Here is a 6,020-nt window from a genome sequence, read left to right on the forward strand (position 1 = left end):
GAAGGCTGGCCCGCACTACCAAGCACCCCTAACGATCAGTTTGTTCACGGGCACTCAGGTGTTCCTTGGTGAGGGCCGATCCACTCTGCCAGCCGGGCGGATCACCGCAGACGCGTCACGCCTCGAGCCGATGCGCGCTGGTTCCGCAGGAGACCAATCGTCCGTTACCCCCCCGGAACCAAAGAGCCTCTACGAAATAACCAGTTCCTCGAATCTCCTGCCCGCCAGGGCACTCAAGTGCCGTGCTGCCACCACCGGAACGCGGTGCCACGTGGCGGAAGTCACGCCCAGCCAGCTGTGGTGGACGGCACGCCAAGCAATCGAAACACCTGATCGCAAGCCGGCACAGACTGATGATCTGCGCAGGTGGGCCATCATCCTCATCGACGGCCTTCTGGATTTCAGGAAGACGTGAAAGCGTTCCAGGGGTGACAGGCCCGCGCGCCTTTGGCAACTGCAGATGACGAATGCTGTCAGCACAATCGAGGGCCCGTCTCGGGGGAACTACCGGCGCATCGCTGGCTGGTTCACACTCGCCACCGAACCCAGGTCCGCCCCGGCGCCGCCGTCGGCAGGGAGCTCTACCTGCGCTGGGTGCCGTACCTTGTGGAAGCCATCCGCGATCTCGTCGGCCGCACTGCTGCGGCAGCCGCGCATGCCGCAAAGCTCGAGAGCGAAACCGGAATCTCATCTCACCGCCGGCCCCCGCTGTAGACGGCCGGGGCAATGCCAGGGCCCTTGCCGGTTCGTGCAGAGACGTCTTCGGCGTCTTCGTCCAGCTGCCATCCAGAGGACTGTCGCGAAATGACAGTGCCGACAACTCGAGCCCAGCACGGCAGGAAGCAGACCGAGCTCAGCGCGGAGAGCTTCTGTCGTCAATGGTGCCGTGCGCACCTGGACTTCGAGCCCGTGTCTTCGCATGAGCAGTTGACGGGAGCTGATCTCACCGTCTGCGTCTTCAGCCCTTTCGGGACATGTCCGGGAAGCACCGCGCGGTCTTCCTCCCCCCGGCCGGGTGCGCGGCGAAGCGGGAACAGCTCGAGCTGCCTGCGTGACATGGCTCTGCCCTGGCTGCCGTCCGGGCGGCCTGGCGGACGGCAGCCAGGGCGGAGCGAGCAAGTTGCTGGCCAGGGGCAGTCCGCTCAGGATCTCGCGGGCGGGTCTCTTCGCCTGGGAGGCACCGCCTCAAACGCTCTCGACAGCAAGCCGGTTGAGCGCCGCTTGAGCCGTGGTCAGAGTGGGGTGCGTCGCGTGGACTCTGCGGCGCAGCAGTTCGACGACGCGCGCATACTGCGTCTGAGCACGCTTGAGGTCGCCTTGCGACTCACTTATTGCTGCCAAGTTCGCGAGCGTCGGCGCCAGGTCGGGATGGTCTGTGCCGAGCAACTGCTCTTTGAGTCTCAGGGCGTCGGTGTAGTACGAGCCGGCCACGTCGAGTTCCCCGCGGCGGTGTTGGACGGCGGCGAGGTTGTGCAGGGTCACGGCCACGTCGTAGCTGTCGGGGCCGAAGGCATCACGAAAGACGGCGAGGGCCTGGCGTAGGCGGAGTTCGGCTTCTTCAAGACGCCCGCACCCTTCCAGCAGAGCGGCCCACGCTGCGGCGTCGAGGGCCGTGAGAACGTGGTCCGGCCCGTGGAGCCGGGTGCGGATCTGCACGGAACGGGCGGCCCACGGCTCCCCGTCCTGTACGTCACCGCGGGCATGGGCGAGCCCGCCGAGGTTGTGGCACACCATGGCTACGCTGTCGTGCTCTGGCCCGAACACTTCCTCATAGATTTTCAGCGCCCGCATGTAGCGTTTTTGGGCGGCCTGGAAGTCCCCGGTGTATTTGCCCAGGACTCCCCACTCGTTGCACAGCCACGCCACAGTGAGCGATGAGGGCCCGGTGGCGGCCTCTGCAGTGGTGAGGGTCAGCGACAGCAGCAGTCCGGCATGCCGGTATTTGCCTTGCATCCGCCATGCGGTGGCCAGCATGCCGCGCACCTCGAGGTCCTGCACGCCAAGGAGCCCTGCTCGCGTGTGACGTGCCGAGGATGCGGCGGTGGTGAGCACCCCTCGCAGCAGTTCCTCCGCTTCTTCAGCCAGGCCCGCCTCGAGTGCGCTTTCGGCCTGTGCCATGGCTGTCTGCAAGGCGGGAGTACGTTCAGGACCGGTCATCTGTGTCCCCCTTGGGGAGAAGGCGGGCAAGGCTCAGCGCGACCAGCGCGCTTGCACTGAGAACAGCGGCCGAGACGGCGAAGAACGGGCGTATGGAGTCGGTCCGCAGCAGCGTTCCGGTGGCCAGAGCACCGATCGCGAAGCCGCTTGTCCACGCCAACGTGTGAGCTCCGTTGTAGCGCCCCGCCAGTCCGGGGGGCGCCAGATCGTTGACGAGCGCAGCGACGACCGGCATGTAGGCAACCTCCCCGAGGGCGAACACCACGGCCGCTGCAAGCAGGCTTCCGGTACCCGAGTCCAGGGCAACGATCGCCCAGGCTCCAGCCATACAGGCGGCGCCTCCCGCGAGGACAACCGGTCGGGGAAGTCGCTTCAGCATGCGCTGGGCGGGAACCTGGGCGAGTGCGACGACGAGCATGTTCGCGGTGAACACCCACCCGAGGCCACCGACATCATGGGTCAGCACCGAAACTTCCGGCAGCCCGATCTGAAGCTGAGCGAATCCCGCCGCCACCACGAACAGCACGAAAGTGAAGACACCGCGCATGGCCGGATCGCGGGCAACTGCCGCGTAGCCCTTGTCCGACATCCCACGGCCCTCCGGGGGCTGAGACTCCTCGGCTGTGCCGTGAGCCTCGACAACGGCTGAGATGTTCCCGCGGCGCCCGGCCATCCTGCCCACCAGCGCTGCCAGCACGATGAACGAGGCCGCGTCGAGTGCGTACACCGAGCGCAGACCGGAAACGACTCCGAAGACGCCGAGTGCGGCCGACGCGCTGACAACGCCGAGCATCGCCCCGGCTGTCACGACGGTGTTGCGCCAGGAGAACGCCCTCTCCCGAGCGCTGTCGGGCACTGACCGGGCCAGCAGAGAGTCCAGTGCGGGTACGAGCGCGGCCGCCGCGCCCGTACCGACGACGGCCGCGACCACTGCGGGCACGACGGCGCTCCCACGTACGCCCGCCATGACAGCCGCGGCAACAGCGGCCACCGCGGCGACTCCTACGACGGTACGAGTCGCCCCGAACCGGTCGCTGAGCGCGCCTCCCGCCACGGCCCCGACCACGGCGGCCAGCGAGCGGACCACGAGGGCCGCTCCGACCTGACCGCCGGACAGGCCGCAGACGTCGTGGAGGTAGACGACCAGATAGGGAAAGGTCGCCCCGGAACCGACACTGGAGAGGAACTCACCGAAGAGCACCACCATGGCGACGGGCGGGAATCCCGCTGCCGCCACGCCGAGCCCGAGCGCAGTGCTCCCCTCCGTTCGTCTTCCGAGGCTGCGCATCCCTGCTACTCGCCGGCCACGTTGAGCGGGGCGTGGTGCAGCACGGTCTGGTTGTGATTGCCGCCGATCGCTCCGGCACGAAGCGTCACGCCCGTCTCGATGTCCTTCGGCGCCGGCTCGGAAGCCTGCGTGCTGCTCTCGACGACGATCTCGTTGTGGTTGGTCCAGACGATCTCGTTGTGGTTGTACGACCCGGTCTTCATGGAAGGCTCCTTATCGGTACCGCTGTATGCGGAGCCTCGACGCTAGGTCGCAGCCGGTACCGTCCGGCTGAGCAAGCGCTACTCAATCCCGCGGCCCGGGTTGCAGTCGGCGAGCCGCACTTCGAAGTGATCACTCGCTCTGCGATCGGCCCGTGAGAGCGGCGTACTTGAGCGAGGGACCGGTGTCGGTGCGGGTGCGCGGTCCTCCGAAGGCGTGGTGACCTGAGCGGCATCGTCGGGCGCAGGGGGAGGCACCGTGGGCGGTGGAGGTTTTCACGTTGGGCAGGAGCGACGGTGCCCGGCTTGCGAGTGTTCGCCGGCTTCCTTCAAGCAGCGGCCGAGGACCGGCCGTGGGGATCCGGGCGGAACCCATTTATTCATGGAACGCGACTATTCTAGTTGGAAGGAAAGGGTCCGGGCAGGATCTGCCGCGACCGCAGAGAGCGACGGAGAGGGCGTGCGATGCCGACGCACTACGACGGGAGCGCCCGCGAGAAGCGGTCGCTGGACCTTTTCATCAAGCTGATCCGAGCGGCCGCGTCAGTGGAGGCGCGCACGAGCGGCCCCCTGCTCGCCTCCGGGCTCACGACGAGCCAATTCGGTGCTCTGGAGACCCTCTACTACGTCGGCCCGTTGCCTGCCGGACGTCTGGCGGAGAAGCACCTGAAGAGCCCGAACAACTTCACGGTCGTCATCTCGAACCTGGAGAAGCGAGGCCTGGTCCGCCGCGAGAAGTCCCCCAACGATCGCCGCGTGGTCATGGTCGAACTTACCGGGGCCGGACGCGCAGCGGTGGAGGAGACCATGCCCGCATACGTCCGGGCCATCGCCGACGACCTGGACGGCCTCTCAGAGCAGGAGCAAGGCCAACTCGCCGACCTGCTGCGCAAGGTCGGACGCCCCGACGCCGATTGACATCGCTCGGAGGGCTGGGTTTCCCATCGGCTCCCGCATGAGGCGTGGGGCGGCATCGGGGTGGATTTCCGCCTTTTTGCTTCGCGATGCGTGCACGGGTGCCCGCCGTGCTTGCGTTGCCCTGGTGGACGCCGTCGGCTCGGCGGCCACTCGGGTCCGCCCATGAGCATCGAATGCTCATTACGGCAGCAAGGTCACATGTAAAGCTGCTTACCGAAAAAGAGACGGAATTCTCCGGAAATTTTGCCCGGTTCATTCTGAACTCTTGGTGAGCGGCCCGGAGGGTGACCGTGTTCAGTGATGATCAACTGGAAGTGTTGCGCGCTTTCCAGCGTGTCGGAACTCTGGCGCGAGTTGCCGATGAACTGAAAATGACCCCACTCGCAGTATGTCGACGATTGGGTGAATTGGAAGTCGTGCTCGGATACTCCGTCCTCCAGCCCTACGGTCGCCACATCCGGCTCACGCGGGCGGCCGGAAGACTCGTACAAGAGCTTGCCCAGGCAGAAATATAGGTGACCTGGACGACAGGAATCCGGAATCGCGTCGTTCACCATTCGTCATCGTGTGGGTAGGAATTGCTCATGTTGGACGGCTCCAGGGTTGTGATGCTTACCCGAGCCAGTCCGACCCGAAGGAGTTCCCATGCCCACACTCGCTCGCCAGGACAATGTCTTCGTCCTCGACATCGGAGACGGAGAGAACCGATTCCACCCGGACTGGCTCGGCTCCGTGAATGCATTGCTCGACGAAGTCGAGAAGCAGACGGGACCGCGCGCCCTGGTGACTGCCGCCACGGGAAAGTTCTACTCCAACGGCCTGGATCTGCACTGGCTGCTCGCCAACGTCGACAGACACCCGGAGTATGTCCTCTCCGTTCACGAGCTCTTCGCGCGCATGCTGTCCCTGCCTCTGGTCACCGTTGCGGCACTCCAGGGACACACGTTCGCGGCCGGAGCGATGTTCTCCCTGGCCCACGACTTTCGTGTCATGCGTGCCGACCGGGGCTTTTGGTGCCTGCCCGAGGCGGACATCGACATCCCCTTCACCCCGGGCATGTCCGCACTCATCCAGGCACGGCTGACGCCGCAGACCGCACACGAGGCGATGCTCACCGCCCGCCGCTACGGCGGACAGGACGCGCTCGCCGCCGGCATCGTCGACCGGGCGGTGGTTGAGGATGATGTGCGTACGGCTGCGGTCGAACTCGCCACGTCGCAGGCGGACAAAGCGGGCGATACCCTCCGGGCCATCAAGTCCCGCATGTACGCTCCCACTCTGGCAACCTTGCGCGATGCGACCCTTCCCCTCAACTGACCCGTCAGCAGGGCGGCGTTCACGCCAGGACGGCATGCAGTAGATCCGAGGCGTTGGCAGGCCGCAACCCACGTCGAGATCCCGACGTACTGCTCACCCTCGCCTCCGCCTGATCAGTGCAACTGCTCATGGGCGTCCCG

The 6,020-nt window shown here is 66.2% G+C and carries 7 protein-coding genes; 3 read left to right on the forward strand and 4 right to left on the reverse strand.

From position 1 onward, the window contains the following. Positions 1–415, forward strand: a 415-nt coding sequence (locus tag ACWEBX_RS36590; RefSeq protein ID WP_451889060.1) for a hypothetical protein, incomplete at its 5' end; no start/stop codon positions are given. Positions 416–1,185: 770 nt separating this feature from the next. Here ACWEBX_RS36590 and ACWEBX_RS36595 read toward each other — a convergent pair. From ACWEBX_RS36595 to ACWEBX_RS36605, 3 genes are read right to left on the reverse strand one after another with little or no spacing between them, the layout of a single operon-like run. Further along, entirely contained in the window at positions 1,186–2,157 is a 972-nt protein-coding gene (locus ACWEBX_RS36595; protein WP_451889061.1) for a tetratricopeptide repeat protein, read from the reverse strand. After that, positions 2,144–3,394, reverse strand: a complete 1,251-nt coding sequence (locus ACWEBX_RS36600) for an MFS transporter (RefSeq protein WP_451889062.1) — start codon at positions 3,392–3,394, stop codon at positions 2,144–2,146. Before ACWEBX_RS36600 ends, ACWEBX_RS36595 begins: the two co-directional genes overlap by 14 nt. A gap of 56 nt (positions 3,395–3,450) precedes the next feature. Further along, complete coding sequence (locus ACWEBX_RS36605) at positions 3,451–3,648, reverse strand: hypothetical protein (protein ID WP_451889063.1); 198 nt, start codon at positions 3,646–3,648, stop codon at positions 3,451–3,453. A 462-nt stretch (positions 3,649–4,110) separates the two neighbouring features. Here ACWEBX_RS36605 and ACWEBX_RS36610 point away from each other — a divergent pair, with 462 nt between their 5' ends. Next, positions 4,111–4,563, forward strand: a complete 453-nt coding sequence (locus ACWEBX_RS36610; protein WP_451889064.1) for a MarR family winged helix-turn-helix transcriptional regulator — start codon at positions 4,111–4,113, stop codon at positions 4,561–4,563. 194 nt (positions 4,564–4,757) lie between these two features. Here the strand turns inward: ACWEBX_RS36610 and ACWEBX_RS36615 are convergent, their stop codons facing one another. Then, a complete protein-coding gene (locus ACWEBX_RS36615) occupies positions 4,758–5,120 on the reverse strand; it encodes a hypothetical protein (RefSeq protein WP_451889065.1) in 363 nt (120 codons plus the stop codon). A gap of 88 nt (positions 5,121–5,208) precedes the next feature. Here ACWEBX_RS36615 and ACWEBX_RS36620 point away from each other — a divergent pair, with 88 nt between their 5' ends. Then, positions 5,209–5,880: an enoyl-CoA hydratase-related protein gene (locus ACWEBX_RS36620; RefSeq protein ID WP_451889066.1), complete on the forward strand. Its 672-nt coding sequence runs from the start codon at positions 5,209–5,211 to the stop codon at positions 5,878–5,880. Positions 5,881–6,020 lie beyond the last annotated feature (140 nt).

The sequence above is a fragment of the Streptomyces sp. NPDC005070 genome (assembly GCF_053600395.1).

What these genes read in the sequence shown, in the direction of transcription:
- ACWEBX_RS36595 (WP_451889061.1), bottom strand. Translation starts at nt 2,157, where the DNA reads ATGACCGGTCCTGAACGTACTCCCGCCTTGCAGACAGCCATGGCACAG.
- ACWEBX_RS36605 (WP_451889063.1), bottom strand. Translation starts at nt 3,648, where the DNA reads ATGAAGACCGGGTCGTACAACCACAACGAGATCGTCTGGACCAACCAC.
- ACWEBX_RS36610 (WP_451889064.1), top strand. Translation starts at nt 4,111, where the DNA reads ATGCCGACGCACTACGACGGGAGCGCCCGCGAGAAGCGGTCGCTGGAC.
- ACWEBX_RS36615 (WP_451889065.1), bottom strand. Translation starts at nt 5,120, where the DNA reads ATGGTGAACGACGCGATTCCGGATTCCTGTCGTCCAGGTCACCTATAT.
- ACWEBX_RS36620 (WP_451889066.1), top strand. Translation starts at nt 5,209, where the DNA reads ATGCCCACACTCGCTCGCCAGGACAATGTCTTCGTCCTCGACATCGGA.